Annotated in this window: 22 protein-coding genes and 3 rRNA genes; 20 read left to right on the forward strand and 5 right to left on the reverse strand. The window is 68.2% G+C overall.

Annotated features, from left to right (window positions below; all coding sequences use genetic code 11):
• Positions 1-270: 270 nt before the first annotated feature.
• The 11 genes from JIW86_RS22865 to JIW86_RS22915 all read left to right on the forward strand — a co-directional run bounded on the left by JIW86_RS22865 (position 271) and on the right by JIW86_RS22915 (position 12,155).
• Positions 271-1,795 (forward strand): 16S ribosomal RNA (locus JIW86_RS22865).
• 282 nt (positions 1,796-2,077) lie between these two features.
• A 23S ribosomal RNA gene (locus JIW86_RS22870) occupies positions 2,078-5,200 on the forward strand.
• 76 nt (positions 5,201-5,276) lie between these two features.
• Positions 5,277-5,393: ribosomal RNA gene (rrf, locus tag JIW86_RS22875) — 5S ribosomal RNA — on the forward strand.
• The 16S, 23S and 5S rRNA genes sit together here, the layout of an rRNA operon.
• A 134-nt stretch (positions 5,394-5,527) precedes the next feature.
• Positions 5,528-6,181 carry an HAD family hydrolase gene (locus JIW86_RS22880; RefSeq protein WP_257555698.1) on the forward strand — a complete coding sequence of 218 codons (654 nt, stop codon included), beginning with the start codon at positions 5,528-5,530 and terminating at the stop codon, positions 6,179-6,181.
• A gap of 43 nt (positions 6,182-6,224) precedes the next feature.
• Positions 6,225-7,436: an MFS transporter gene (locus tag JIW86_RS22885; protein ID WP_257555699.1), complete on the forward strand. Its 1,212-nt coding sequence runs from the start codon at positions 6,225-6,227 to the stop codon at positions 7,434-7,436.
• Positions 7,387-8,556, forward strand: a complete 1,170-nt coding sequence (locus JIW86_RS22890; RefSeq protein WP_257555700.1) for an acetoin utilization protein AcuC — start codon at positions 7,387-7,389, stop codon at positions 8,554-8,556. The genes JIW86_RS22885 and JIW86_RS22890 overlap by 50 nt, the downstream gene beginning before the upstream one ends.
• 78 nt (positions 8,557-8,634) lie before the next feature.
• Complete coding sequence (locus JIW86_RS22895) at positions 8,635-9,465, forward strand: phosphatase (protein ID WP_257555702.1); 831 nt, start codon at positions 8,635-8,637, stop codon at positions 9,463-9,465.
• 114 nt (positions 9,466-9,579) lie between these two features.
• Positions 9,580-9,789, forward strand: coding sequence for a helix-turn-helix domain-containing protein (locus JIW86_RS22900; RefSeq protein WP_008738568.1), 210 nt, complete (start codon positions 9,580-9,582; stop codon positions 9,787-9,789).
• Positions 9,790-9,910: 121 nt separating this feature from the next.
• Positions 9,911-10,009, forward strand: coding sequence for a 30S ribosomal protein bS22 (locus tag JIW86_RS22905; protein WP_003948845.1), 99 nt, complete (start codon positions 9,911-9,913; stop codon positions 10,007-10,009).
• Between the two features lie 95 nt (positions 10,010-10,104).
• Positions 10,105-11,181, forward strand: coding sequence for an NAD-dependent epimerase/dehydratase family protein (locus JIW86_RS22910; RefSeq protein WP_215147332.1), 1,077 nt, complete (start codon positions 10,105-10,107; stop codon positions 11,179-11,181).
• Positions 11,181-12,155: a lysophospholipid acyltransferase family protein gene (locus JIW86_RS22915; RefSeq protein ID WP_257555704.1), complete on the forward strand. Its 975-nt coding sequence runs from the start codon at positions 11,181-11,183 to the stop codon at positions 12,153-12,155. The genes JIW86_RS22910 and JIW86_RS22915 overlap by 1 nt, the downstream gene beginning before the upstream one ends.
• Positions 12,156-12,266: 111 nt before the next feature.
• Here JIW86_RS22915 and JIW86_RS22920 read toward each other — a convergent pair whose 3' ends face one another.
• The 3 genes from JIW86_RS22920 to JIW86_RS22930 all read right to left on the reverse strand — a co-directional run bounded on the left by JIW86_RS22920 (position 12,267) and on the right by JIW86_RS22930 (position 15,940).
• Positions 12,267-13,475, reverse strand: coding sequence for a DUF5667 domain-containing protein (locus JIW86_RS22920; protein WP_257555705.1), 1,209 nt, complete (start codon positions 13,473-13,475; stop codon positions 12,267-12,269).
• A 236-nt stretch (positions 13,476-13,711) separates the two neighbouring features.
• The gene (locus JIW86_RS22925) at positions 13,712-14,527 is read right to left on the reverse strand and encodes an ECF subfamily RNA polymerase sigma factor, BldN family (protein ID WP_257555706.1); all 816 of its coding nucleotides are present in this window, start codon (positions 14,525-14,527) and stop codon (positions 13,712-13,714) included.
• Between the two features lie 432 nt (positions 14,528-14,959).
• Positions 14,960-15,940, reverse strand: coding sequence for an HAD family hydrolase (locus tag JIW86_RS22930; RefSeq protein ID WP_215147325.1), 981 nt, complete (start codon positions 15,938-15,940; stop codon positions 14,960-14,962).
• 80 nt (positions 15,941-16,020) lie between these two features.
• Between JIW86_RS22930 and JIW86_RS22935 the strand changes: the two genes are divergently transcribed.
• The 9 genes from JIW86_RS22935 to JIW86_RS22975 all read left to right on the forward strand — a co-directional run bounded on the left by JIW86_RS22935 (position 16,021) and on the right by JIW86_RS22975 (position 25,127).
• Positions 16,021-16,299, forward strand: coding sequence for a glutaredoxin family protein (locus JIW86_RS22935; RefSeq protein ID WP_257555707.1), 279 nt, complete (start codon positions 16,021-16,023; stop codon positions 16,297-16,299).
• Positions 16,300-16,572: 273 nt separating this feature from the next.
• Positions 16,573-17,382: a redox-sensing transcriptional repressor Rex gene (locus tag JIW86_RS22940; RefSeq protein ID WP_215147329.1), complete on the forward strand. Its 810-nt coding sequence runs from the start codon at positions 16,573-16,575 to the stop codon at positions 17,380-17,382.
• Positions 17,379-19,100 carry a glutamyl-tRNA reductase gene (locus JIW86_RS22945; RefSeq protein WP_257555708.1) on the forward strand — a complete coding sequence of 574 codons (1,722 nt, stop codon included), beginning with the start codon at positions 17,379-17,381 and terminating at the stop codon, positions 19,098-19,100. Before JIW86_RS22940 ends, JIW86_RS22945 begins: the two co-directional genes overlap by 4 nt.
• Positions 19,097-20,065, forward strand: a complete 969-nt coding sequence (gene hemC, locus JIW86_RS22950) for a hydroxymethylbilane synthase (RefSeq protein ID WP_257555709.1) — start codon at positions 19,097-19,099, stop codon at positions 20,063-20,065. The genes JIW86_RS22945 and hemC overlap by 4 nt, the downstream gene beginning before the upstream one ends.
• Complete coding sequence (locus JIW86_RS22955; protein WP_257555710.1) at positions 20,062-21,729, forward strand: bifunctional uroporphyrinogen-III C-methyltransferase/uroporphyrinogen-III synthase; 1,668 nt, start codon at positions 20,062-20,064, stop codon at positions 21,727-21,729. Before hemC ends, JIW86_RS22955 begins: the two co-directional genes overlap by 4 nt.
• 95 nt (positions 21,730-21,824) lie before the next feature.
• Complete coding sequence (hemB, locus tag JIW86_RS22960; protein WP_257555711.1) at positions 21,825-22,826, forward strand: porphobilinogen synthase; 1,002 nt, start codon at positions 21,825-21,827, stop codon at positions 22,824-22,826.
• 386 nt (positions 22,827-23,212) lie between these two features.
• Positions 23,213-24,559 carry a S8 family peptidase gene (locus JIW86_RS22965; RefSeq protein WP_257555712.1) on the forward strand — a complete coding sequence of 449 codons (1,347 nt, stop codon included), beginning with the start codon at positions 23,213-23,215 and terminating at the stop codon, positions 24,557-24,559.
• Positions 24,556-24,783, forward strand: a complete 228-nt coding sequence (locus JIW86_RS22970; RefSeq protein WP_257555713.1) for a hypothetical protein — start codon at positions 24,556-24,558, stop codon at positions 24,781-24,783. Before JIW86_RS22965 ends, JIW86_RS22970 begins: the two co-directional genes overlap by 4 nt.
• A gap of 71 nt (positions 24,784-24,854) precedes the next feature.
• Complete coding sequence (locus JIW86_RS22975) at positions 24,855-25,127, forward strand: DUF1876 domain-containing protein (protein ID WP_215150286.1); 273 nt, start codon at positions 24,855-24,857, stop codon at positions 25,125-25,127.
• 47 nt (positions 25,128-25,174) lie between these two features.
• Here JIW86_RS22975 and JIW86_RS22980 read toward each other — a convergent pair whose 3' ends face one another.
• The gene (locus tag JIW86_RS22980; RefSeq protein ID WP_257555714.1) at positions 25,175-25,924 is read right to left on the reverse strand and encodes an ABC transporter permease; all 750 of its coding nucleotides are present in this window, start codon (positions 25,922-25,924) and stop codon (positions 25,175-25,177) included.
• Positions 25,921-26,847 (reverse strand): ATP-binding cassette domain-containing protein, encoded by a 927-nt coding sequence (locus tag JIW86_RS22985; RefSeq protein ID WP_257555715.1) that lies wholly within the window; start codon positions 26,845-26,847, stop codon positions 25,921-25,923. Before JIW86_RS22985 ends, JIW86_RS22980 begins: the two co-directional genes overlap by 4 nt.
• Positions 26,848-26,930 lie beyond the last annotated feature (83 nt).

Raw genomic sequence — 26,930 nt, forward strand, 5'->3', positions numbered from 1 at the left:
CACAGAACGAAAGCCCGGAGGAAAGCCCGAGAGGGTGAGTACAAAGGAAGCGTCCGTTCCTTGAGAACTCAACAGCGTGCCAAAAATCAACGCCAAAAGTTGATACCCCGTCCACTTCGGTGGATGAGGTTCCTTTGAAAAAGACCTGTGAGGCTCCGTTTCGGGGTGCTTGCAGGCAATTACACAGCGAGGACGCAGTGGTCAGTCGGTCTTATTCCGACCATGACTGGCCCGCTCTACGTGATGTGTGCACCCGATTACGGGTAAACATTCATGGAGAGTTTGATCCTGGCTCAGGACGAACGCTGGCGGCGTGCTTAACACATGCAAGTCGAACGATGAAGCCCTTCGGGGTGGATTAGTGGCGAACGGGTGAGTAACACGTGGGCAATCTGCCCTTCACTCTGGGACAAGCCCTGGAAACGGGGTCTAATACCGGATACCACTCCTGCCTGCATGGGCAGGGGTTGAAAGCTCCGGCGGTGAAGGATGAGCCCGCGGCCTATCAGCTTGTTGGTGGGGTAATGGCCCACCAAGGCGACGACGGGTAGCCGGCCTGAGAGGGCGACCGGCCACACTGGGACTGAGACACGGCCCAGACTCCTACGGGAGGCAGCAGTGGGGAATATTGCACAATGGGCGAAAGCCTGATGCAGCGACGCCGCGTGAGGGATGACGGCCTTCGGGTTGTAAACCTCTTTCAGCAGGGAAGAAGCGAAAGTGACGGTACCTGCAGAAGAAGCGCCGGCTAACTACGTGCCAGCAGCCGCGGTAATACGTAGGGCGCAAGCGTTGTCCGGAATTATTGGGCGTAAAGAGCTCGTAGGCGGCTTGTCACGTCGGATGTGAAAGCCCGAGGCTTAACCTCGGGTCTGCATTCGATACGGGCTAGCTAGAGTGTGGTAGGGGAGATCGGAATTCCTGGTGTAGCGGTGAAATGCGCAGATATCAGGAGGAACACCGGTGGCGAAGGCGGATCTCTGGGCCATTACTGACGCTGAGGAGCGAAAGCGTGGGGAGCGAACAGGATTAGATACCCTGGTAGTCCACGCCGTAAACGTTGGGAACTAGGTGTTGGCGACATTCCACGTCGTCGGTGCCGCAGCTAACGCATTAAGTTCCCCGCCTGGGGAGTACGGCCGCAAGGCTAAAACTCAAAGGAATTGACGGGGGCCCGCACAAGCGGCGGAGCATGTGGCTTAATTCGACGCAACGCGAAGAACCTTACCAAGGCTTGACATATACCGGAAAGCATTAGAGATAGTGCCCCCCTTGTGGTCGGTATACAGGTGGTGCATGGCTGTCGTCAGCTCGTGTCGTGAGATGTTGGGTTAAGTCCCGCAACGAGCGCAACCCTTGTCCTGTGTTGCCAGCATGCCCTTCGGGGTGATGGGGACTCACAGGAGACCGCCGGGGTCAACTCGGAGGAAGGTGGGGACGACGTCAAGTCATCATGCCCCTTATGTCTTGGGCTGCACACGTGCTACAATGGCCGGTACAATGAGCTGCGATACCGTGAGGTGGAGCGAATCTCAAAAAGCCGGTCTCAGTTCGGATTGGGGTCTGCAACTCGACCCCATGAAGTCGGAGTCGCTAGTAATCGCAGATCAGCATTGCTGCGGTGAATACGTTCCCGGGCCTTGTACACACCGCCCGTCACGTCACGAAAGTCGGTAACACCCGAAGCCGGTGGCCCAACCCGTAAGGGAGGGAGCTGTCGAAGGTGGGACTGGCGATTGGGACGAAGTCGTAACAAGGTAGCCGTACCGGAAGGTGCGGCTGGATCACCTCCTTTCTAAGGAGCACAGTACCGATTGCAGACAAATGTTCTGCACGGTCAGCTCATGGGTGGAACGTTGATTATTTGGCACGGTTTCTGAAACTTCCTGTGAGTACTGCTTCGGCGTGGAAAACAGTGACAGTGGACGAGATCGTGCCTGGCACGTTGTTGGGTCCTGAAGGTACGGCCGTAAGGTCATGTCTTCAGTGCCGGCCCCAGTGAACTTGATCTGTATGGATCAGGGTGATGGGTGGCTGGTCGTTGTTTGAGAACTACACAGTGGACGCGAGCATCTGTGGCCAAGTTTTTAAGGGCGCACGGTGGATGCCTTGGCACCAGGAACCGATGAAGGACGTGAGAGGCCGCGATAGGCCCCGGGGAGCTGCCAACTGAGCTTTGATCCGGGGGTGTCCGAATGGGGAAACCCGGCAGTCGTCATGGGCTGTCACCCATGCCTGAACACATAGGGCATGTGGAGGGAACGCGGGGAAGTGAAACATCTCAGTACCCGCAGGAAGAGAAAACAACCGTGATTCCGGGAGTAGTGGCGAGCGAAACCGGATGAGGCCAAACCGTATGCGTGTGATACCCGGCAGGGGTTGCGCATGCGGGGTTGTGGGAATTCTTTTGATCGGTCTGCCGGCCGGTCGGCGAGTCAGAAACCGTTGATGTAGTCGAAGGACATGCGAAAGGTCCGGCGTAGAGGGTAAGACCCCCGTAGACGAAACATCAGCGGCTTGCTTAAGAATCTCCCAAGTAGCACGGGGCCCGAGAAATCCCGTGTGAATCTGGCGGGACCACCCGCTAAGCCTAAATATTCCCTGGTGACCGATAGCGGATAGTACCGTGAGGGAATGGTGAAAAGTACCGCGGGAGCGGAGTGAAATAGTACCTGAAACCGTGTGCCTACAAGCCGTGGGAGCGTCGCCGTTGTTCTTCGGAACAACGGTCGTGACTGCGTGCCTTTTGAAGAATGAGCCTGCGAGTTAGCGGTGTGTAGCGAGGTTAACCCGTGTGGGGAAGCCGTAGCGAAAGCGAGTCCGAATAGGGCGATTGAGTTGCACGCTCTAGACCCGAAGCGGAGTGATCTAGCCATGGGCAGGTTGAAGCGGAGGTAAGACTTCGTGGAGGACCGAACCCACCAGGGTTGAAAACCTGGGGGATGACCTGTGGTTAGGGGTGAAAGGCCAATCAAACTCCGTGATAGCTGGTTCTCCCCGAAATGCATTTAGGTGCAGCGTCGTGTGTTTCTTGCCGGAGGTAGAGCACTGGATAGGCGATGGGCCCTACCGGGTTACTGACCTTAGCCAAACTCCGAATGCCGGTAAGTGAGAGCACGGCAGTGAGACTGTGGGGGATAAGCTCCATGGTCGAGAGGGAAACAGCCCAGAGCATCGACTAAGGCCCCTAAGCGTACGCTAAGTGGGAAAGGATGTGGAGTCGCAGAGACAACCAGGAGGTTGGCTTAGAAGCAGCCACCCTTGAAAGAGTGCGTAATAGCTCACTGGTCAAGTGATTCCGCGCCGACAATGTAGCGGGGCTCAAGCGTACCGCCGAAGTCGTGTCATTGCAGCAATAGGGCCAACGCCCGCTGTGATGGGTAGGGGAGCGTCGTGTGCCGGGTGAAGCAGCAGCGGAAGCTAGTTGTGGACGGTTCACGAGTGAGAATGCAGGCATGAGTAGCGATACACACGTGAGAAACGTGTGCGCCGATTGACTAAGGGTTCCTGGGTCAAGCTGATCTGCCCAGGGTAAGTCGGGACCTAAGGCGAGGCCGACAGGCGTAGTCGATGGACAACCGGTTGATATTCCGGTACCCGCTTTGAAACGCCCAATATCGAATCAGGCGATGCTAAGTCCGTGAAGCCGTTCCGGACCCTTCGGGGAAAGGAAAGTGGTGGAGCCGACGAACCAGACTTGTAGTAGGTAAGCGATGGGGTGACGCAGGAAGGTAGTCCAGCCCGGGCGGTGGTAGTCCCGGGGTAAGGGTGTAGGCCGAGGGGTAGGCAAATCCGTCCCTCATTAAGGCTGAGACCTGATGCCGAGCCGATTGTGGTGAAGTGGATGATCCTATGCTGTCGAGAAAAGCCTCTAGCGAGTTTCATGGCGGCCCGTACCCTAAACCGACTCAGGTGGTCAGGTAGAGAATACCGAGGCGTTCGGGTGAACTATGGTTAAGGAACTCGGCAAAATGCCCCCGTAACTTCGGGAGAAGGGGGGCCATCACTGGTGAGGGAACTTGCTTCCTGAGCTGGGGGTGGCCGCAGAGACCAGCGAGAAGCGACTGTTTACTAAAAACACAGGTCCGTGCGAAGCCGTAAGGCGATGTATACGGACTGACGCCTGCCCGGTGCTGGAACGTTAAGGGGACCGGTTAGTGCGCTTTCGGGCGTGCGAAGCTGAGAACTTAAGCGCCAGTAAACGGCGGTGGTAACTATAACCATCCTAAGGTAGCGAAATTCCTTGTCGGGTAAGTTCCGACCTGCACGAATGGCGTAACGACTTCTCGACTGTCTCAACCATAGGCCCGGTGAAATTGCACTACGAGTAAAGATGCTCGTTTCGCGCAGCAGGACGGAAAGACCCCGGGACCTTTACTATAGTTTGATATTGGTGTTCGGTTCGGCTTGTGTAGGATAGGTGGGAGACTTTGAAACCCCAACGCCAGTTGGGGTGGAGTCGCCGTTGAAATACCACTCTGGTCGTGCTGGATGTCTAACCTCGGTCCGTGATCCGGATCAGGGACAGTGTCTGATGGGTAGTTTAACTGGGGCGGTTGCCTCCCAAAGGGTAACGGAGGCGCCCAAAGGTTCCCTCAGCCTGGTTGGCAATCAGGTGTTGAGTGTAAGTGCACAAGGGAGCTTGACTGTGAGACCGACGGGTCGAGCAGGGACGAAAGTCGGGACTAGTGATCCGGCGGTGGCTTGTGGAAGCGCCGTCGCTCAACGGATAAAAGGTACCCCGGGGATAACAGGCTGATCTTCCCCAAGAGTCCATATCGACGGGATGGTTTGGCACCTCGATGTCGGCTCGTCGCATCCTGGGGCTGGAGTCGGTCCCAAGGGTTGGGCTGTTCGCCCATTAAAGCGGTACGCGAGCTGGGTTTAGAACGTCGTGAGACAGTTCGGTCCCTATCCGCTGTGCGCGTAGGAATATTGAGAAGGGCTGTCCCTAGTACGAGAGGACCGGGACGGACGAACCTCTGGTGTGCCAGTTGTCCTGCCAAGGGCATGGCTGGTTGGCTACGTTCGGGAGGGATAACCGCTGAAAGCATCTAAGCGGGAAGCCTGCTTCAAGATGAGTATTCCCACCTCCTTGAGAGGGTAAGGCTCCCAGTAGACGACTGGGTTGATAGGCCAGATGTGGAAGCCCGGTAACGGGTGAAGCTGACTGGTACTAATAGGCCGAGGGCTTGTCCTCAGTTGCTCGCGTCCACTGTGTTAGTTCTGAAATAACGAACAGCTGTGTTCATGCCAGCGTTCAAATTTCATAGTGTTTCGGTGGTCATAGCGTTAGGGAAACGCCCGGTTACATTCCGAACCCGGAAGCTAAGCCTTTCAGCGCCGATGGTACTGCAGGGGGGACCCTGTGGGAGAGTAGGACGCCGCCGAACAATCATTGCGGGAAGCCCCGCACCAAACCCTTACGGGTTCGGTGCGGGGCTTTTCTGCGTTCACCATCAGAATCCGTCGGATGCCCGGCATGGGGTACGGATGGATCCGGGTTGACGGCTCGTAGGGTTGGGGGATGGGCTATGACCTCGTCATCTTCGACAACGACGGCGTGCTGGTGGACAGTGAGCCGCTCGCCAACAGCATCCTCGCCGGGTACCTGAGCGAGCTCGGGCACCCCACCTCGTACGAGGACTCGCTCCGCGACTACATGGGGGCCGCCGTGCACCGGGTGCACGATCTCGTTCTCGAGCGGACCGGGCAGCGGCTGCCGGACGACTTCGACGAGACGCTGCACGCGCGGACCTTCGCCGCGTTCGAGCGGGAGTTGCGGCCCGTGCCCGGGGTGGAGGAGGTGCTCGGGGCGCTGACCGCACACGGCATCGGGTACTGCCTGGCCTCCTCCGGGAATCACGAGCGAATCCGGGTCGGGCATCGGGCGGCCGGGATCGACGGGTGGTTCGAGGAGGAGTGGATCTTCAGCTCGCAGGACGTGGGCCAGGGAAAGCCGGCGCCCGATCTGTTCCTCCACGCGGCCCGGTCGATGGGCGTGGAGCCCGCGCGGTGTGTGGTCGTCGAGGACAGCCCGCTGGGCATTCAGGCCGCCGCGGCCGCGGGGATGGACGTGTTCGCCTTCACGGCGATGCTGCCTGCGGACCGGCTGCCCGGGGCCACCGCGTACTTCGGTGACATGAAGCAGCTGCCGGGGCTTCTGCAACTGCCCGTGTGATCGCTCTACCCACCGGTAGCCCCGGGGCCTACGCTGACCCGCCATGACGGTTGATGTGCGGCTGCGGCGCGGGCGCAGTGCCCTGGGGTTCAGCTTCTTCGCGCAAGGTGTCGCCTTTGCGCTGCTCGTGACCAGGATCCCGGCGATCCAGGACCGGTACGGGATATCCGACGGGCTGCTGCCCGCCTTCCTCGCCGCCGTGCCGATCCTCGCCGGGGTCGCGAGCGTGGCCACCGAGCACCTGGTGAAGCGGGTGGCGCCCAGTGCCGTACTGAGGTGGGCGCAGCCCGTGGTGCTGCTCGCGCTGCTCGGGGTCGGGGCCGGCACCGAGCTGTGGCAAGTGGCGGTGGCCCTGGGGTTGTTCGGGCTGTCGGTGGGTGCGCTGGACGCCTCGATGAACATGCTCGGCGTGAGCCTCCAGCGGGAGTACGGGCGCAGCATCATGCTCGGCTTCCACGCTGCCTACAGCCTCGGGGGGATCGTCGGTGCCTCGGCCGCGTGGGCCGGGGCGCATTGGCGTCTGGACTTGTTCGTGAGCTATCTGCCGGCCCTGGTGGTGCTGGTGCCGCTCGTCCTGTGGGGGAGCCGGAGCTACGTCGACACGCCCTCCGAGGCGGTCCAGGAGAAGGGGCTGGGCGCCGGCGGTGCCAAGCTGCTGCTGCCGCTGTGTCTGGTGATGGCGTGCGCGTACATCGGGGACTCGACGGTGGCGAACTGGAGTGCCAAGTACCTTCAGGACGTGCTGGGGAGCTCCGAGCAGCTGGCGACCGTCCCGTACAACGTCTACATGGTGACCACCCTGATCGGGCGGGCCGTCGGGGACCTGGGCGTACGGCGCTTCGGGGCCGCGGCCGTGGTGCGGGGCGGGACGGTGGTGGCGGCCGCGGGGTTCGCCGTCGTGGCGGCCGCGCCGGGTGCGTGGGTGGGGATGCTCGGTTTCACGCTGCTGGGGATCGGGCTGTGCGTGATCGTGCCGCAGACCTTCGCGGCTGCCGGGCGGTTGTTCCCGGGGGGTTCGGACACCGCGATAGCCCGGCTGAACATCTTCAACTACGTCGGCTTCCTGATCGGGTCGCCGCTCGTCGGTGGGATCGGGGACGCCTGGAGCTACCGGGGCGCGATGCTCGTGCCGATGGTTCTCGTCCTGATCACGCTGTTCTACGCCCGTTCGTTCGGACCTCGGGAGGCCCGATACGGTGTCGGGCATGAGCGGCCGCGGGTTGTTGATGTGGGACGAGGCGGTTACGAAGTATGACTTCGGGCCCAGCCATCCGATGGATCCGGTGCGTCTGGCGCTGACCATGGGCCTGGTGCGCGCCTTCGGGCTGGACCGGGCCATGGAGGTACGGGCGGCCCGCGCGGCCGGGGACTCGACGCTGAGGCTGGTGCACCGGGAGGACTACGTCGCCGCGGTGCACGAGGTGTCCGCCGATCCCGGGGTCGCCGACGGTTCGTACGGGCTGGGGACCATGGACGATCCGGCGTTCCACGGGATGCACGAGGCGTCCGCGCTGATCGCCGGGCAGTCGGTGGCCGGGGCGGAGGCGATCTGGCGGGGCGAGGCCGAGCACGCCGTGAACTTCGCCGGCGGGCTGCACCACGCCATGCCGGGCGGGGCGGCCGGTTTCTGCGTGTACAACGACGCGGCGCTGGCCATCGCGCGGCTGCTGGAGCTGGGGGCCGAGCGGGTCGCGTACGTGGACGTGGACGTCCATCACGGGGACGGCGTGCAGGCGGCCTTCTGGGACGACCCGCGGGTGCTGACCATCTCCCTGCACGAGCATCCGCGGACGCTGTTCCCGCAGACCGGCTGGCCGGAGGAGACCGGCGGTGCGGCGGCCGAGGGGTCGGCGGTGAACGTCGCGCTGCCCGCGGGGACCGGGGACGAGGGGTGGCTGCGGGCCTTCCACGCCACGGTGCCGGAGCTGCTGGCGGACTTCCGGCCGCAGGTGCTGGTGACCCAGCACGGGGCGGACACGCACTTCGAGGATCCGCTCGCCCATCTGGCGGTGTCCCTGGACGCCCAGCGGGCAGTCCAGGAGGCCTGCCACCGGCTGGCGCACGAGTACGCGGACGGGCGGTGGCTGGCGCTCGGCGGCGGCGGGTACGCGGTGGTGGACGTCGTGCCTCGGTCGTGGACGCATCTGGTGGCGATCGCGGCGCACCGGCCGATCGACCCGGCGACCGCGGTGCCGGCCTCGTGGCGGGACGAGGTGTACGCGCGGACGCGGCAGCTGGCGCCGGCCCGGATGACGGACGGGCGTGCGGTGGCGTGGCGGGAATGGGACGAGGGCTACGACCCGGCGGACCGCACGGATCAAGCCGTCCTCGCCACGCGGCGCGCGGTGTTCCCGCTACGCGGCTTGCTGACCTGATGACGCATCGTTACGCCAAGTGTGGGGCCGTTCTCCGGAATTGATGATCCGCCAGATGTGTTGAGGCAGCATCGGAGGGTGTTGAGCTCCGGCGCGCTGCGTGCGCATCTGCTGGCCGCCCGGTTGGCCGGGCCCATCGCGACCTCCCGGGAGGAGAGCCTGCGCAGCTACCGGCTGTTCGCGGCGCGCGATCCGCGGGTGCTGCTCGGGCTGGATCCGGAGTGGGCCTGGGGCGAGGGTGACCTGCTGAGGCTGATGGCGGACAAGTGCGGGGTCTCGGCGGACCCGGCGCACGTCAGCGGGCCGGACGAGATCGACCCGGAGCGGACGATGGCCGCGCTGGAGGCCTTCGCGGGGCGGCTGCGGGCGGCGGCCGGGGCGCGGTCGCCCGTGCTGTTCGGGACGGGGCACCCGCACCGGCTCCTGGGCTTCTACGCCGGGTTGGCCGAGGCGATGTCGGCGGCGGGATGTGTTGTCCTCACTCCGGCGCAGGGGGTGAGTGTCGACATGGCGACCCGGTTCGGCGTACGCACGTACAGCATCGATTACGTACGAGGGGTCGCACTGGTGCGGGAGCCCGGCGTGCGGCCACCGGGGAGTGCCACCGGCGCGCACTCCCATTCGCCGCTGCCGGTTCGGCTCGCGCTGGGGGCCTTGGCGGAGGCCGGCGGGCCCTTGCCGGAATTGGTGGTGGGGGACCACGGGTGGGTCTGCGGTGCTGGTCAGCTGGGTGTGGAGGCGATCGGGCTGGCGGATACGGACGATCCCGCGCTGTTCGTCGGCGAGGCCGAGGGGCGGGTCTCGGTGGCCGTTCCACTTGATGACGCGGTGCGTGCGGACTACTACCGACCGCTTACTCGCTATGTGCTCAATCGGGCGAGTCTGTCGGGGCGCCAGGAGTGGCCGTAGCTCCTCTTCCCCACTCGTATCACGCGCCCCTACTCTGGGGAGTGAGCGTGCGACGACGAGGAGTAACCGGAGGGGAAGCCGGTGCCCGTCATGCGCGGAAGGTCAAGGTGTGTCATGGCTGCTGGCGAGAGGCCTCTCAGTGAGGTTCAGTTCCTGACCGTGGCGGAGGTTGCCTCGGTGATGCGAGTGTCAAAGATGACCGTGTACCGACTGGTGCACAACGGCCATCTGCCCGCAATCCGGGTGGGCCGGTCCTTCCGGGTCCCCGAGAATGCGGTCCACGAGTACCTCCGAGAGTCCTATGTGGGGGTGGAGTCGGCCTGAGACTGACCTCGGCACGCCCTCGGATTACAAGCTCAGAGCTCGGGACGGTAGGCTAGGCCGACGTAGGTCGTGTGGGCCCCGACGCCCCGCACCGAATGAAGAGAAGTGAGCGAGGGTAGTCGTGGGCTCTGTTATCAAGAAGCGGCGCAAGCGGATGGCTAAGAAGAAGCACCGCAAGCTGCTCAAGCGCACCCGCGTCCAGCGCCGTAACAAGAAGTAAACGGCAGCTGTACGTGTTCTCCGCAGCCCCTCCACCATTCTGGTGGAGGGGCTGCGGTGCAGCCGGGGGACTTCTTCGAGGGAGGCGCTGAACTCGTGGGGAAGGTCGTACTCGTCACCGGGGCTGCCCGGCAGCTGGGGGGCCGCTTCGTGCGGCGAATCCAGCGCGACCCGGATGTCGAGCGGGTGATCGCGGTCGACGCGGTTCCACCGCCGCACCGGCTCGGATCGGCCGAGTTCGTCCGTACGGACATCAGACAGTCGGCGATCGCCCGCGTGCTGGCCGAGCACGCCGTCGACACGGTGGTCCATCTGGCCGTCACCGGCGGCAGTGTGGGGTCCGGCGGCGCGCACAGCACCGTCAAGGAAACGAACGTCATCGGGACGATGCAGCTCCTCGGGGCCTGCCAGAAGTCCCCGACGGTCCGGCGGCTCGTGGTGAAGTCCAGTACCAGCGTGTACGGGGGCACCTCGCGGGATCCGGCCGTCTTCACCGAGACCACGGAGCCGAAATCGCTGCCGGCGGGCGGGTTCGCCAAGGACGCCGCCGAGGTCGAGGGCTATGTGCGGGGCTTCGCGCGCAGGCGGCCGGATGTCGCGGTGTGCGTGCTGCGGTTCGCGAACATCCTGGGCCCGTTCGCGGATTCGGCGCTCGCCGAGTACTTCTCGATTCCCGTGATGCCGACCGTGCTGGGCTATGACCCGCGGCTGCAGTTCGTCCATGAGGACGACGTGCTCGACGTGCTGCGGCTGGCGGCGAAGGAGCCGCGGCGGGGGACGCTGAACAGCGGGACCTTCAACATCGCGGGTGACGGCGTACTGCTGCTGTCGCAGTGCTCGCGGCGGCTGGGGCGGCCGACGCTGCCGCTGCTGCTGCCCGCCGTGACGTGGGTGGGGTCGGCGCTGCGGGCGGTCGGGATCACCGACTTCTCGCCGGAGCAGATAAGGCTTCTGACGCACGGCCGGGTCGTGGAGACCTCGCAGATGCGGGACGTGCTCGGTTTTGAGCCGATGTACACGACCGCCGAGACCTTCGCGGACTTCGCGCGGAGCCGCGGGGGCGGGCTGCTGCCGCCGGAGCGGGCGGCGCGGGCCGTGGACCGGGTGGCGGCCGTGCTGAAGGTGGACGGCCTGGATGTCGACGTGGACGCGGTTGAAGGAGCGAAGCGATAGTGGCGGACGCCAAGGTCATTCCGTTCGACGAGGACCGGCCGCGCCGGCGGGCGCCCCGCAGGGTCCGGGCGGTGTCCGCTCCTGAACCGGTGGTGGAGCCGGCCGCTCCGGAGCCCGCGCCGGTGGAGGCGCGGGACGGCTGGGACCGGCGGATCGCCAGCGGGCTGGCGTTCCTCCGGCGGCGGGTCACCGGGGAGTACGAGGTCGACGAGTTCGGCTACGACAAGGAGCTGACGGACCAGGTCCTGATGTCCTTGATGCGGCCGCTGTTCGACAAGTACTTCCGGGTCGAGGTCAAGGGCATCGAGAACATCCCGGCGGAGGGCGGTGCGCTGATCGTGGCGAACCACTCGGGGACGCTGCCGCTGGACGGGCTGATGCTGCAGGTGGCGGTGCACGACCACCACCCGGCGCAGCGGCACCTGCGGCTGCTCGCGGCGGATCTGGTGTTCATGCTCCCGGTGGTGAACGAGCTGGCCCGGAAGGCCGGTCACACCCTGGCGTGCGCGGAGGACGCGCAGCGGCTGCTGGAGGCCGGGGAGCTGGTCGGGGTGATGCCGGAGGGCTTCAAGGGGATAGGGAAGCCGTTCGGAGACCGGTACAAGCTCCAGCGCTTCGGGCGGGGCGGGTTCGTGTCGACGGCTCTGCGTGCGGGGACGCCGATCGTGCCTTGCTCGATCGTGGGGGCGGAGGAGATCTACCCGATGGTCGGCAACGCGAAGACGCTGGCGCGGCTGCTGGGGATTCCGTACTTCCCGATCACGCCGACGTTTCCGTGGCTGGGGCCGTTGGGGGCGGTGCCGTTGCCGACGAAGTGGACGATCCAGTTCGGCGAGCCGATCGCCACCGCGGGTTATGCGGCGGAGGCGGCGGAGGATCCGATGCTGATGTTCAACCTGACGGACCAGGTGCGGGAGCAGATCCAGCACACGCTGTACAAGCTGCTGGTGCAGCGGCGGTCCGTCTTCTTCTGACGGTTGTGTGCCGGGGTTCCGCCCCAGACCCTCCCCCAGACTCCGTCCGGGGGGACCCCCGCGCCTCGAACGCCGGCGAGGCTGGATGTGCCTCGCCGGCGTTCTCAAGCGCTACTCCGCGTCCTCCGCGTTGATGCCCAGGCCCGGCAGGAGGCCCGGGAGGAGGGGCGGGAGGGTGATGTCCGGCTTGGGCTGGTCCGGAGCGCCCGGGGAGGGCGGGGTGGACTGGCCCGCGGGCGGGATCAGCAGGTCGCCCGTACCGCCCAGGAGGCCGCCCGTGGTCGGGGGCCGGCTGCTGCTGCCCGAGGGGGACGGCGACGCGGGGCTGCCCGACGGGGTGCCGGAGGCCGGTGCGGACTGCTGCTTGCCGCTCGGAGCGCCCGGCTTGGCCGAGGTCCCGGGGGAGCCGGTGCCGCGGATCTGCTCGGGTGGCTTGGGGAGCAGGCTCTGGAGCGGCGCCACGTCTTCGTCTATGGCCTGGAAGACCGACTCCACCTCGCCGCCCACGTCCGTGAGCTGCACGGGGAGCCTCTCCCGGAGCTTGCCCCACGCGTCGCGGTGGGAGCGGGAGAACGAGGACAGCGCCTGGATCGGGCCGAGCGAGCCGTCCCGTTCGTACGCCGCCTGGAGGAGCCGGTGGCCCTCCTCCGCGTCGTGCTTCACCCCCGCCAGCGCTCGGCGGATCTCGCCCAGGGACTCGTGGTCCAGTAGGCCCGCCCGGTCACGCTCCATCAGCCTGCGGGCTTCCGACAGGCGGTTCGAGGCCTGGTCGAGATAGAGCTCGCCCCGGTCCGAATCGTCGTCGGCCATCCCGAGCTTCAGGTCCTCCATGCCCCGCTTCACGGGGTAGAGGTGGTCACCGGGCAGGGCGTCGGAACTGGCAGCGGCCACTCCGCTGAAGGCCCCTGCGGCCACACCTACGGTGAGGCCGCCTGCTGCGATGCCCTTGGACCAGCGGGAGCGGGGCCGCAATTTCCGGAGCGAGGTCGCCCGGTGGGCGCCGCGGCCGGTCCGCTGTTCGGGCACCTGAGGGTCCGAGGCGGCACCGCCCCCGGCCCTTTCCTCCATCACCATGGTCTCCATGGCGGCAACGAGCTGGGCTCGCTGCACCACTTTGACCTCTGGGTCCAGCACTGGGCGCGGCATTCGTTCGCCGAGCACGCTCGCCAGGGCCAACAGCCGGTCGTGGTCGGCAGGTTCGGCAGGTGCCTCGGACTGCTCGGCCGCCGGGTCCGGTTCCGAAAGGTCGGACAGGGTCCGATCCTCCAGGGCCTGGGCGAAGGCGTTCGCCCGCCGGTGCGGAGTCACGTTCGCGATCACTGGCGGCACCTCCTCTCGTCATGACGATCGACTCCCCAGGGTGTCCGGAAGGTTGCCTTCCTTGAGCACATCCACACTTTCGAGTGAGCGGCTTCAGGCAGGGCTTGTCCACAGGGGGTCTGCATTCCGCACAACGAGCGTCGCGGCACTTGGGTTACGGACGAAGGATGATCGGACCACAGCGTCATCGAGGGGTCACCGGATGTATGTGAGTTTGTGTTGATGTGTGAAGGGGGTCAGCGGGCGTCGTCCGGGAGGAGACGGGCCAGCGTGCGGACCGCCCGGTACTGGAGCGTCTTGATGGCGCCCTCGTTCTTGCCCATGACCCGGGCCGTCTCGGCGACCGAGAGGCCTTGCAGGAAGCGCAGGGTCACGCACTCCTGCTGCTGCGGATTGAGTTTCCGTACGGCCTCCAGCAGGGCCGCGTTGGAGAGGGACTCCAGGACGGAGTCCTCGGGGCTGCGCTCGACCTCGTTGGCGTCGAGCATCTCGCCGGTGGTGACCTCCAGCCGGAAGCGGCTGGACTTGAAGTGGTCGGCCACCAGGTTGCGGGCGATCGTCACGAGCCAGGCCCCGAAGTCGCGGCCCTGCCAGGTGAAGGTGGAGATGCGGCGCAGCGCGCGCAGGAAGGTCTCGCTGGTGAGATCCTCCGCGGTCGCTTTGCCGCCGACGCGGTAGTAGATGTAGCGGTAGACGGTGTCGCTGTACTGGTCGTAGAGGCGGCCGAAGGCCTCGGCCTCGCCGGCCTGGGCGCGTTCGACCAGGTCCATCATGCGGGCCTGGTCACTGTCCGCGGTGGGGCGGCGGGGGGTGGCCTGGGTGCTCGTGCCGGCGGCGCTGTTCGAGCCCCCGGCCGCGCGACCTCGTCTGCCCACCGTCGCTCCGCCGTCGGTCAGGGCATAGCAAGGACCGGCCGGGCCGAGGCCGGCAGGGACCGCGGCGGCGAAGGCGGGGACGGCGTACGCGGTGGGGACGAAGCCACGCAGGTGGTCGAGGACCGTTGCGCGCAGCGTAGCCAGGCCCGAGGCGTCAACCCCGACAGGTGGGTACACGGGACTCCCAGAGGCAGAGCTTCCATCACGTGCAGTGCGGGACCGTTCACCCGTCGTAGCGACAGATGGCCGGTGGCATGCGTTTGAGGAGAATAACGCTTCGTACAGGCAGCGCTACACCCAGTTGCTCAAATCACCGGTTCCGACACTTCTGTTGCGTGTCGAGGGCATATTCAGTCGCAGTTGGTGATCGGTTGGTGATCACTTGGGTGCGCGGATTGGAAGCTTCCATGGGGGCTCGCGACCGAGTCGGGCAGGCCGGAGTGCCGTGTCCCGTCCGGGGGTAGGGCTGGGGGAATGCCGTGCCGGCCGTGGGGCCGGAGTGGGGCGGGCCGGTGCGGGAAGCGCGTGGGGCCGGTGCGGGGCAGGCGTGGGCCGGGCGTAGGCCGGGTCCGGGGCCGTGCGGTGGGCCCGGTGCGGGGCCCGGCCTGACTACTTGCGGCGGCGGTGCAGGGCGATGGCGGCGGCCGCGCCGCCCGCGATCGCGCCGACTCCGGCGGCCGCCGGGACGCCGACCTTCACGGCCTTGCGGCCGGTCCGATAGTCGCGCAGCCGCCAGTCGTTGGTACGGGCATGCTTGCGCAGTTTTGTGTCGGGATTGATCGCGTACGGATGCCCGACCAGCGACAGCATCGGGATGTCGTTGTGCGAATCGCTGTACGCGGCGCAGCGTTCGAGATCCAGGCCCTCGGCGGCGGCCAGGGCGCGGACCGCCTCGGCCTTGGCGGGGCCGTGCAGTGGTTCGCCGACCAGGCGGCCGGTGTAGATCCCGTCGACGGACTCGGCGACGGTGCCCAGCGCTCCGGTCAGGCCGAGCCTGCGGGCGATGATCGTCGCCGTCTCGACGGGGGCGGCGGTGACCAGCCACACCTTCTGGCCGGCGTCGAGGTGCGCCTGGGCCAGGGCGCGGGTGCCCGGCCAGATCCGCTCGGCCATGTACTCGTCGTAGATCTCCTCGCCGATGGCCATCAGTTCGGAGACCTTGTGGCCCTTGACGATCGACAGGGCGCTGTCGCGGGCGTCCTGCATGTGGTCGGGGTCCTCGACCCCGGCGAGCCGGAACCAGGCCTGCTGCCAGGCGAAGCGGGCGAGCTCGCGCCGGCGGAAGAACTCGCGCTTGTAGAGGCCGCGGCCGAAGTGGAAGATCGCGGCGCCCTGCATGACGGTGTTGTCGAGGTCGAAGAAGGCGGCGGCGAGGTCGTCGCCCGCGACGGGGAACTCCGGCTCGTCCTCGTCCGCCGCGAGGGCTTCGAGGTCGGTGTCGAGGTCCGGTTCCGCGAGGTCCGGCTCCGTGAGATGCGGGGCTTCGGCAAGCGCGGTCTTCCGGGCGGCCTCGGCCGAGGCCTCGCCTGCCAGCACGCTCCGCGCGCTTGCGGAGCGTCTACGGGGGGTGAGCCATCCGAGAGCGGCCATGCGGCGAGCATAGCCACTGTGTTCGGGAGTTCTCGAACCGCTGGGAAACGGAGGCGTTAACACTTCGGGAGAATGAGGCCATGAGCCCTTTGTTGCGCCGCAAGGAAAAGAAGCGTCCCGGCGACCGGATGGTGACGCTGATCGGGAAGCCGGGGTGCCACCTGTGCGATGAGGCACAGGTCGTCATCGAGGAGGTCTGCGCGCAGACCGGTGCGCAGTGGGAGAAGAAGGACATCTCGCAGGACGCGGAGCTCTACCGGCTGCACTGGGAGCAGATTCCGGTGGTGTTGGTGGATGGCGAACAGCACACCTTCTGGAAGGTGAACCCGGACCGGCTGCGGCGGGCGTTGGAGGGCTGACCCGCATCCCGGTTACCATCATGGGCGATTTATGGGGTCTCGGGGGCGTATCTGTGAGGAGTGTGTACGGTTTTGCCCCCTTTGGGATTTGAACGGGTTCGGCGTGCCGCCGGTTCCCCGTTTGCGCACTTGAGTCGCGTGACCCCGGTCACTTTGCTCGGACAAAGCGGACACAATCTTTGTGCACGCGTTCACAAAGGCATAGCCTGCTGTCGACGGGGCGGTCCTGGGACAAGTGGCCGCCTGCAGCCCCGCTCATCCCGCAGGAGCATCGTGGCAACTGGCCGAACTCACCGACCGGCGACCCGCAGCCGAGGTATTCCCGAGGCCACTGTCGCCCGGCTTCCGCTGTACTTGCGCGCCCTCACCGCGCTCTCCGAGCGATCGGTGCCCACGGTGTCCTCCGAGGAGCTCGCGGCCGCCGCCGGAGTCAACTCCGCGAAGCTGCGCAAGGACTTCTCCTACCTGGGCTCCTACGGCACCCGCGGCGTCGGGTACGACGTGGAGTACCTCGTCTACCAGATCTCCCGCGAACTCGGACTGACCCAGGACTGGCCGGTTGTCATCGTCGGCATCGGTAACCTCGGCGCCGCCCTCGCCAACTACGGCGGTTTCGCGTCGCGCGGTTTCCGCGTGGCCGCGCTGATCGACGCCGACCCGGCGATGGCCGGCAAGCCGGTGGCCGGGATGCCCGTGCAGCACACCGATGAGCTGGAGAAGATCATCGAGGAGAACGGGGTCTCGATCGGCGTCATCGCGACGCCGGCCGGTGCCGCGCAGCAGGTCAGCGAGCGTCTGATCGCGGCCGGTGTCACCTCCATCCTGAACTTCGCCCCGACCGTGCTCTCCGTGCCCGACGGCGTGGACGTGCGCAAGGTCGACCTTTCGATCGAGCTCCAGATCCTGGCGTTCCACGAGCAGCGCAAGGCCGGCGAGGAAGCCGCCGCCGCTGCTGCCGAGGGCACCTCCTCCGTGGGCGGCGCCGCCCCCGCCGCAGCCGTGGTGCCGCCGGCCGGGCGGGCAGCCGCCGAGGCGCGCAAGGGCAACCCCGAGGGTGACGTGCCGGCGGTGATGCCGGCATGAGTCTGCTCGTCGTAGGGCTGAGCCACCGCAGCGCGCCCGTGAGCGTGCTGGAGCGCGCCTCGCTGTCCGCGGACGCCAAGGTGAAGCTGCTGCACGACACCCTCGCCGCCGAGCCGGCGACGGAGGCGGCGGTGCTCGCCACGTGCAACCGGATCGAGCTGTACGCGGACGTGGACAAGTTCCACGCCGGTGTCGCAGAGCTGTCCACGCTGCTCGCGCAGCACAGCGGAGTGGCGCTGGAGGAGCTCACCCCCTATCTCTACGTGCACTACGAGGACCGGGCGGTGCACCACCTGTTCTCGGTGGCGTGCGGGCTGGACTCGATGGTCGTGGGCGAGGGGCAGATCCTCGGCCAGATCAAGGACGCGCTGGCGCTGGGGCAGGAGCTGCACACTGCCGGCCGGCTGATCAACGACCTGTTCCAGCAGGCGCTGCGGGTCGGCAAGCGGGCGCACTCGGAGACCGGGATCGACCGGGCCGGCCAGTCGCTGGTCACGTTCGGGCTCGAGCAGCTCGCCGGGGCCCGGGTGCCGGTGGGGGAGTGGGCCGCCGGGAAGCGGGCGCTGGTGATCGGGGCCGGGTCGATGTCCTCGCTGGCCGCGGCCACGCTGGCGCGGGTCGGTGTCGCCGAGATCGTGGTCGCGAACCGGACCGCCGAGCGGGCGGAGCGGCTGGCGGAGATTCTGGTTGCCTCAGGCACGGGTGTGCGGGCTTCGGCCATCGCCATGGCCGGTGTCGCCGAGGAGCTGACACGAGTCGATGTGGTGGTGTCCTGCACCGGTGCCACCGGGCTCGTGCTGACCGACGATGATGTGCTCGCCGCCGTGTCCTGGGGCGCTGCCCCAGACCCCGCGCCTCAAACTCCCCCAGCTACCGCTGGGAGGGGCCCCCAGGCGGGGCTGACTTCGGCTCCGGCCGGAGGTTCGCCTGCCGCCGCGGGGCTGGATTCGGCCGATGTCGTGGCTCGGCTGGCTGCCGCTGCCATGACGCACGGCCGGCTGGCCGACGCCGGGGCCGCGCGGACGATGCCCGCCGCCGTGGAGGCCGACGGGTGTCCCGTCGGGCCCGACGGGCGGGCGGCGCTGACCGGGGTCGACGCCAACTCGCTCGAGCTGCACGGGACCTGGGCCGACCAGGGCGAGGCCGCCGCGCAGCGGCAGCCCCGGCGCAGCACCCGTATGCACGCCGACGGTCCGACCGCGCGGCTGGCGCTGCTGGACCTGGCCATGCCCCGGGACATCGACGCGGCCGTGCACCGGATCCCGGGCGTGCGGCTGGTCGACATCGAGAGCCTCGCCGAGGCGTCCGCGGACGCCCCGATGGCTGCCGACGTCGACGCGGTACGTGCGATAGTCGCCGAGGAAGTGGCGGCTTTCGGGGCAGCCCAGCGGGCCGCGCACATCACGCCCACCGTCGTCGCCCTGCGGGCCATGGCCGCGGAGGTCGTGGCCATGGAGGTGGCGCGGCTCGACGGGCGGGTGCCCGATCTCGACGAACGGCAGCGGGCCGAGGTCACCCAGACCGTGCGGCGCGTTGTCGACAAGCTCCTCCACGCGCCGACCGTGCGCGTCAAGCAGCTCGCGAGCGAGCCCGGCGGCGCCGGGTACGCCGAGGCGCTGCGCGAACTCTTCGACCTCGACCCTCAGACGGTGGCTTCCGTCAGCCGGGCAGACGCGGCCGAACCCCTGAACGACGACGACCCAGGACGGGCATCATGAACACACGTCCCGACCAGCCGCTGCGGCTCGGTACGCGGCGGAGCAAGCTGGCCATGTCCCAGTCGGGCCACGTCGCCGAGGCGGTACGGGCGATCACCGGCCGGCCTGTCGAGCTCGTGGAGATCACGACGTACGGCGACGTGTCGCGCGAGCACCTGGCGCAGATCGGCGGGACGGGCGTGTTCGTCACGGCCCTGCGCGAGGCGCTGCTGCGCCACGAGGTCGACTTCGCCGTGCACTCGCTGAAGGACCTGCCGACCGCGCAGCCCGATGACCTCGTGATCGCGGCGATGCCGCTGCGCGAGGACGCGCGGGACGCGCTCGTCGCCAGGGACGGCCTGACCTTCGAGCAGCTGCCCGACGGGGCCCGGATCGGTACCGGTTCCCCGCGGCGGACGGCTCAGCTGAACCACTACGCCCGCTCGCTCGGCAAGCGGATCGAGACCGTGCCGATCCGCGGGAACGTCGACACCCGCATCGGGTTCGTACGGGACGGGGAGCTCGACGCCGTCGTGCTCGCCGCCGCCGGTCTGAACCGGATCGGGCGCAGTGACGAGGCCACCGACCTGCTGTCGGTCGACCACATCCTGCCCGCTCCCGGCCAGGGAGCCCTGGCCGTGGAGTGCCTCGCGTCCGAAACGGACCTCATCGCCGCGCTCGGCGAACTCGACGACCCGTACACCCGGGCCGCCGTGACCGCCGAGCGTTCCCTGCTCGCCGCCCTCGAGGCCGGCTGCAGCGCACCCGTGGGCGCGTTCGCCGACCTGTTGGCCGACGGACAGATTGTCAATGAAATGCGCCTGCGCGGCGTCGTCGGAACCCTCGACGGCTCGACGCTGGTGCAGCTGTCCACCACCGGTCCCGTGCCCCAGTCGTACGACGAGGCCATGTCTCTCGGCCGCGAACTCGCGGACGAGATGCTGGCCAAGGGCGCGGCCGGTCTGATGGGGGAGCGATCGCTTTGAACCCCTCAAGTCCGACCACCTCCGCATTCTCGGCACTCGCCGCCCACGGACACGTCACCTTCCTCGGTGCCGGCCCCGGCGACCCGGGTCTGCTGACGCTGCGCGCCGTCGAGGCACTCGCCGCCGCGGACGTACTGATCGCGGAGCCCGAGGTGCTCGACGTCGTACGGACGCATGCGCGCGCGGGTGTCGACACGCCGCAGCTGACGATTGCTGACGAAGTGTCAGCAGCCGCCGGGGTCCCGGTGATCCGCGACGCCGCCAATCTTGTCATGGAGGCCGCACGCTCCGGCAGGCGGGTCGTGCGTGCCGTCACCGGTGACCCCGGTCTCGACGGCAACGCGGCCGAGGAGATGCTCGTCTGCGCCTCCGCCGGCATCCCCTTCGAGGTGGTGCCGGGTGTCGCGACGGCCGTCGGCGTGCCCGCGTACGCCGGTGTGCCGCTCAGCGACAAGCAGGGCGCGGACGTGCGGTTCGTGGACGCGAAGAACGCGTCGGCACGCTGCTGGAGCGAGGTGGGGGCGAGCGACGGGATCCTCGTCGTCTCCGCGACGCTGGAGACCGTGTCGAGTGCCGCCGCCGAGCTGGTGAGCGCCGGGCGCAAGCCCGACACCCCGCTGACGGTGACCGTCGCCGGTACGACCACGCGCCAGCGCACCTGGTCCGCGACGCTGGGCACGATCGCCCAGGTGTTCAAGCAGGGCAAGGTGCTGCCCTCGCCCGAGGGCGCCCGGCCGGTCATAGCCGTGGTCGGTGAGCACAGCGCCGCCGCGCGGCGCGAGGAGCTGGCCTGGTTCGAGTCGAAGCCGCTGTTCGGCTGGCGGGTGCTCGTACCGCGCACGAAGGAGCAGGCCGCCTCGCTCTCCGACCAGCTGCGTTCGTACGGCGCGGTGCCGCACGAGGTGCCGACCATCGCCGTGGAGCCGCCGCGGACCCCGCAGCAGATGGAGCGGGCCGTGAAGGGCCTGGTGACGGGCCGCTACGAGTGGATCGCCTTCACCTCGGTCAACGCCGTGAAGGCGGTGCGCGAGAAGTTCGAGGAGTACGGGCTCGACGCGCGGGCCTTCGCGGGCATCAAGGTCGCCGCGGTGGGCGAGCAGACCGCTGCCGCGCTGGTGGAGTTCGGTGTGAAGCCGGACCTGGTGCCGAGCGGGGAGCAGTCCGCGGCCGGTCTGCTGGAGGACTGGCCTCCGTACGACCCGGTCTTCGACCCGATCGACCGCGTGTTCCTGCCGCGGGCCGACATCGCGACGGAGACGCTGGTCGCCGGGCTGATCGAGCTCGGGTGGGAGGTCGACGACGTCACCGCCTACCGGACGGTGCGCGCGTCGCCGCCGCCGGCGGACACGCGCGAGGCGATCAAGGGCGGCGGTTTCGACGCCGTTCTCTTCACGTCGTCGAGCACCGTGCGGAACCTGGTGGGCATCGCCGGGAAGCCGCACAACGTGACCGTCATCGCGTGTATCGGGCCGGCGACGGCCAAGACCGCGGAGGAGCACGGGCTGCGCGTGGACGTGCTGTCGCCGGAGCCGAGCGTGAGCAAGCTGGCGGAGGCGCTGGCCGAGTACGGCGCGGCGCGCCGCGAGGCGGCCAAGGAGGCCGGCGAGACGGTGTTCCGGCCGAGCGAGCGGCGGCCGGGGGCGCGCAGGCGTCGTACGACGTGACGTGATGTGAGTGGTGTGGGTGGGGCCCGGGCGCGGTGCGCTCGGGCCCTACGCTTGTCCGGACTGTTCTCGATGCTCGAAGAGGCGACTAGAAGATGAGCACGTACGGATCCTTCCCCGGCTCGCGGCCCCGTCGGCTGCGCACCACCCCGGCGATGCGGCGGATGGTCGCCGAGAACCGGCTGCACCCCTCGGACCTGATCCTCCCCGCGTTCGTGCGGGAGGGCATCAGCGAGCCGCTGGCGATCTCGGCGATGCCGGGCGTCGTCCAGCACACGCGGGACACGCTGCGGAAGGCCGCCGTGGAGGCGGTCGAGGCGGGGGTCGCCGGGATCATGCTGTTCGGCGTCCCGGCGGACGAGAACAAGGACGCGCTGGGGACGGCGGGCACCGAGCCGGACGGGATCCTCCAGGTCGCGATCCGCGACGTGAAGGCCGAGGTCGGCGACGATCTGGTGATCATGTCGGACCTGTGCCTGGACGAGTACACGGACCACGGCCACTGCGGGGTCCTGGACGCGGACGGCCGGGTCGACAACGACGCGACGCTGGAGCGGTACGCCGAGATGGCGCAGGTCCAGGCCGACGCGGGCGTCCACGTGGTGGGCCCGAGCGGGATGATGGACGGCCAGGTCGGCGTCATCCGCGACGCGCTGGACGAGACGGGCCACGAGGACGTTTCGATCCTGGCCTACACGGCGAAGTACACCTCCGCCTTCTACGGCCCCTTCCGCGAAGCCGTCGCCTCCTCCCTGCAGGGCGACCGAAAGACGTACCAGCAGGACCCGGCGAACGCGCGGGAGTCCCTGCGGGAGCTGGCGCTGGACCTGGAGGAGGGCGCCGACATGGTGATGGTCAAGCCGGCCGGGCCCTACCTGGACATCCTGTACCGGGTGGCGCAGTCGGTGGACGTCCCGGTGGCGGCGTACCAGATCAGCGGCGAGTTCGCGATGATCGAGGCGGCGGCGGAGAAGGGCTGGATCGAGCGGGACCGGGCCATCCTGGAAACCCTGCTGGGCATCAAGCGCGCCGGCGCGGACACGATCCTGACGTACTGGGCGACGGAGGTCGCGGGCTGGCTGCGCGCGGCCCGCTGAGGCTAGGGAGTGTCGTCAAAGTAGCGTCGGCCGCCCGAAGGGCGTGCCAGACCCCGCCAGCCAGACGGGCCTTTGACGACACTCCCTAGGGCCGGTCGGCCATCCCGTAGAAGACGATGCGGCCGAGCACTGCGGCGGCCGGGGTCATGAGCGCGGGCCCCACCTGCGTGCGGTGTTCGGCCGTGGGGTCCTCGGGTGGCTGCGCTGTGTTGCGGGCCTGCCTACCCGGTGCGACCGTTTTCGAGGGGGCGATGCCGACCGCCTTGCAGGCGGCGGCAATACGGGCCGACGCACGGCCGAACCGCGCCCCACCATCCCCGGCACTGCCACTCGGTGGACCGGCGCGTCCACCAACCGGGGGAAGCGCACAGAAAGCGGGAAACCCAATGGCGAACGGACCCATGGACAGGCGCGCCTTCGGCGAGCAGCCCGAACGGCCCAACGGCAACGGCAACGGCAACGGCAGCGGCAACACTGCGGAGTACACCGGTCGGTACGTGGTCCTGCTCGATCCGAACAACCAGGAGGGCGGACTGAACGCACTGCGTTCCTCCGCCGACATCGCGCCCTGGGAACGTGTCCGCGGAGCCGCGGCCGCGAACGTCTCCGAACTCCTCGAACGCCCCGACGTTTCGGTGCTCTTCGAGAACCTCTCCGTGGCCGTCGTCGAGGTACGGCCCGAGAACCGCTTCGCGCTGGTGACCACGGCCGAGGCCGAGGGATCGATCCTCGCGGCCGAGCCGGAGCGCATGGTCTACGCCTCGCCGATCACCACCCCGCAGCAGGCGCCGACCGATTTCTTCCCGTCCTACCGCAGCGACGACGACGTGGTCGCCCACCACTCCCAGGCCGAAGCCGCCGCGTCCCTGGGGCCGGCGCTGGACGAGCAGAGCGTGACCTGGGGTCTCCAGGCGATCAGGGCGAACATCTCCGGCATGACCGGACGCGGAGTGAAGGTCGCCGTCCTCGACACCGGCGTGGACACGGACCACCCGGACCTGGTCGGGTGCATCGAGGAGACGGCCTCCTTCGTGCCCGGCCAGGAGGTCGAGGACGGACACAGCCACGGCACGCACTGCATCGGTACCGTTGCCGGCCCGCGGAACCCCCTGCAGGGGCCCCGCTACGGGGTGGCGTGCGACGCGCGCATCCTCGCCGGGAAGGTGCTCGCCAACAACGGACGCGGCCCGGACGGCGGAATCCTGGCGGGCATCGAGTGGGCGATCTCCCGCGGCGCGAAGGTGATCTCCCTGTCGCTCGGCTCTCCCGTCCTGCCGGGTGAGATCTTCCCCCAGACGTACGAGCTCCTGGCCCAGCGTGCGCTCGACATGGGGACGGTGATCGTCGCGGCGGCGGGCAACAACAGCCTGCGGCCCGGATTCGTGGCACCCGTCGGGCGACCCGCCAACTGCCCCTCCATCCTCGCCGTGGGCTCGCTGGACAAGGCACTGAAGACCGCGTTCTCCTCCTGCGGAGGCATCAACGGCCTGGGCGGCGAGGTCAACATCGCGGGCCCCGGCGTGGCCGTGCACTCGGCCGTCCCCGGCGGCGGTCATGCGATGAAGTCGGGTACCAGCATGGCCACGCCGCACGTGGCGGGTGTCCTCGCACTGCTCGCCGAGGCGAACCCCACCGCCTCCGCGGCCGATCTCAAGGCCGCCCTGCTGTCCGGTGCGTTCCCGCTGACGCAGCCCGCCCGGGACGTCGGCGTAGGTCTGCTCCAGGCGCCGTGAGCGAGTCGTCCGAGCCGGTCGGGGTCATCCTCGCGGTCGACCCCGGCCGGTTCGCGGAAGTGGTCGAGGCCCTGCGGCGGGCCGGGCTGGTCGTCACGAGCGAGCAGCCGATGATCGGCACGCTCTCCGGCACCGTCGCGGAGGACCGGATCCCGGCCCTGGCGGCGGTCGACGGCGTCGCATCCGTCGACCGCGAGTACATCAACCGGAATTCCCCGCCGTAGCCTCCCGCTCGCGCTGGGTCGTCCGGGGGCGCACCCTGGAGGGAAGGGTGACCCCCTGGAGGTGATGCACCATGTCCACGCTTGTCGGGTGGCATGTGGAGCTCGAATTCACCGAGGAGGGCCACCGCACCAGTGCGGCGGCCCTGGTCAGACTCGGGGACGGCTCCGAGATCAGGGCGCACGGCTATGCCATGCGCCACCCCTCCGACCCGGAGCAGCTGAGGGTCGGGGAAGAGATCGCGGGCGCTCGCGCGCTCATGGATCTCGCGTCGCAGATGTTGCAGAAGGCCCATGGCGAGATCGACGAGGCCACGGGCCGCCATTCCTACCCGCTCAATCGCTGAGCAGCGAGCGGCGGGTCGACCCGTTGGCGGGTTCCTTCCGGAGCCCGTCAGCGGGTTCGTCGGTTGAAGAGGGTGGCCGCCAGGGTCATGGACACGGTTGCGATCGCCGCGCACCAGGTCAGGGCCACCCAGGGGGCGTTGCCCGGGGGTTGGTCCAGGAGGAGGGCGCGGAGGGATTCGATCACCGGGGTCAGCGGCTGGTGTTCGGCGAAGCCGTGGAGCCAGCTCGGCATGGTGTCGATGGGGACGAAGGCGCTGGACGGGTAGGGCAGGAACATCATCAGGAAGGTGAAACCGCCCGCCGCCTCGGGCGACTTGGCGAGCAGGCCGAGCGTCGCGGCCAGCCAGGAGATCGCGGTGATGTACGCGACGAGGAGCGCCGCCGCGGCCAGGAAGGCGGGCGCCGAGGCCTGCGGGCGGAAGCCGATGGCGAGGGCGACGGCCAGGACCAGGGTGGTGGAGACGAGGTTGCGCAGGACCGAGGCCGTCACGTGTGCGGCCAGGATCGGGATGCCGCCGATGTTCCGGGAGCGGAAGCGGTCGATGACGCCGTTCTTCATGTCGTCGGCGACGCTGACGGCGGTGCTCGCCGCGCCGAAGCCCGCGCAGAGCAGCATGGCTCCCGGGACCACGTACGTCACGTACTGCGTTCCGGTGTCGATGGCCCCGCCGAAGAAGTAGACGAAGATCAGCATCAGCATGACGGGGAGCATCAGGGCGGTGATCAGCGCGTCCGGCTGGCGGCGGCTGATGCGCAGGCTGCGGCCGGCCAGGGCGAGGGCAGGAATGGTTGTCATGTGGCGGCTCCCGTCAGGGTGAGGAACACGTCGTCGAGGGTGGCGCTGCGGACCGTGAAGCGGTCCACGGAGGTGCGGTCCGGGTCGAGTTCGTCGAGCAGGGCCCGGACGTGGGCGGCGCTGCCGTCGGTGGGCAGGCCGAGGGTCAGTTCGTCCGGGGAGTGGTGGACGGCCCGCCCGGCGAGCGCCTCGTAGGCGGCCTGCGTGGTCAGGGTCAGGTCGAGGCGGTGCCCCGCGACGCGGGACTTGAGTGCGGTGGGGGTGCCTTCGGCGGCGATCCGCCCGTCGGCCAGGACGGCGACGCGGTCGGCGAGCCGGTCGGCCTCCTCCAGGTACTGGGTGGTGAGCAGCACGGTCGTGCCGTCGGCGCGCAGTTCCCGTACGAGGTCCCACAGGTCCTGGCGGCTGCGCGGGTCGAGTCCGGTGGTCGGCTCGTCCAGGAAGATCACCTCCGGCCGGGAGACGAGGCTCGCGGCGAGGTCGAGGCGCCGCCGCATGCCGCCCGAGTACGTCTTCGCGGTTCTCCCGGCGGCCTCGGCGAGCCCGAACCGGGCGAGGAGTTCGTCGGCGCGGGTACGGGAGTCGCGTGCGGAGAGCCCGGCCAGGCGGCCCATCATGCGGAGCATCTCGGTGCCGGTCTGGAGGTCGTCGACGGCCGCGAACTGCCCGGTGAGGCTGATGCGTTCGCGGACGCGGGCGCGTTCGGTGGTGACGTCGTGCCCGGCGACGCGGGCGGTGCCGGAGTCGGGGGCGGTGAGGGTGGCGAGGATGCGGACGGTGGTGGTCTTGCCTGCGCCGTTGGGGCCGAGGAGTGCCAGGACGCTGCCGCGCGGGACGGACAGGTCGATGCCGTCGAGGACGCGGAGGTCGCCGTAGGACTTGGTCAGGCCGGTGGCGTGGATACCGAGGGCGTGCAGGGTCATGAGGGGTGTCCCCCTTTCTGCGTATGGCTTACGCTCTTCTGTGTAAGTAATACACAGAACTAGGATGGGGGTCAATCGAGTAG

It is taken from the genome of Streptomyces sp. NBC_00162 (assembly GCF_024611995.1).
Classification (GTDB): Bacteria; Actinomycetota; Actinomycetes; order Streptomycetales; family Streptomycetaceae; genus Streptomyces.